The sequence below is a fragment of the Mesorhizobium sp. BHbdii genome (assembly GCF_053848045.1).
In genome coordinates, this window is sequence record NZ_JBSPKX010000273.1 from 1 (window position 1) to 416 (window position 416).

At 63.7% G+C, this 416-nt stretch carries 1 pseudogene; it reads left to right on the forward strand.

Annotation, left to right across the window (positions count from 1 at the left end):
- Nucleotides 1-416, forward strand: a pseudogene (locus tag ACWTU8_RS33005) (carbohydrate ABC transporter substrate-binding protein); the annotation flags it as partial.

Sequence of the window (416 nt, forward strand, 5' to 3'; positions counted from 1 at the left end):
GGCCAAGTACGGCTACGATCTCGGCGTGCCGGTCAACTGGTCGGCCTATGAGGACATCGCCGAATTCTTCACCGGCCGCGACGTCAACGGCAAGAAGGTCTATGGCCACATGGACTACGGCAAGAAGGATCCGTCGCTCGGCTGGCGGTTCACGGACGCCTGGCTGTCGATGGCCGGCAATGGCGACAAGGGCCTGCCGAACGGTGTGCCGGTCGACGAATGGGGCATCAAGGTCGATGCGAATTCGCGGCCTGTCGGCTCGTGCACCGCGCGCGGCGGCGACACCAATGGACCGGCATCGGTCTATGCAATCCAGAAGTATCTTGATTGGCTGAAAGCCTATGCGCCGCCGGAAGCCCAGGGCATGACCTTCTCCGAATCCGGCCCCGTGCCGTCGCAAGGCAGTGTTGCCCAGC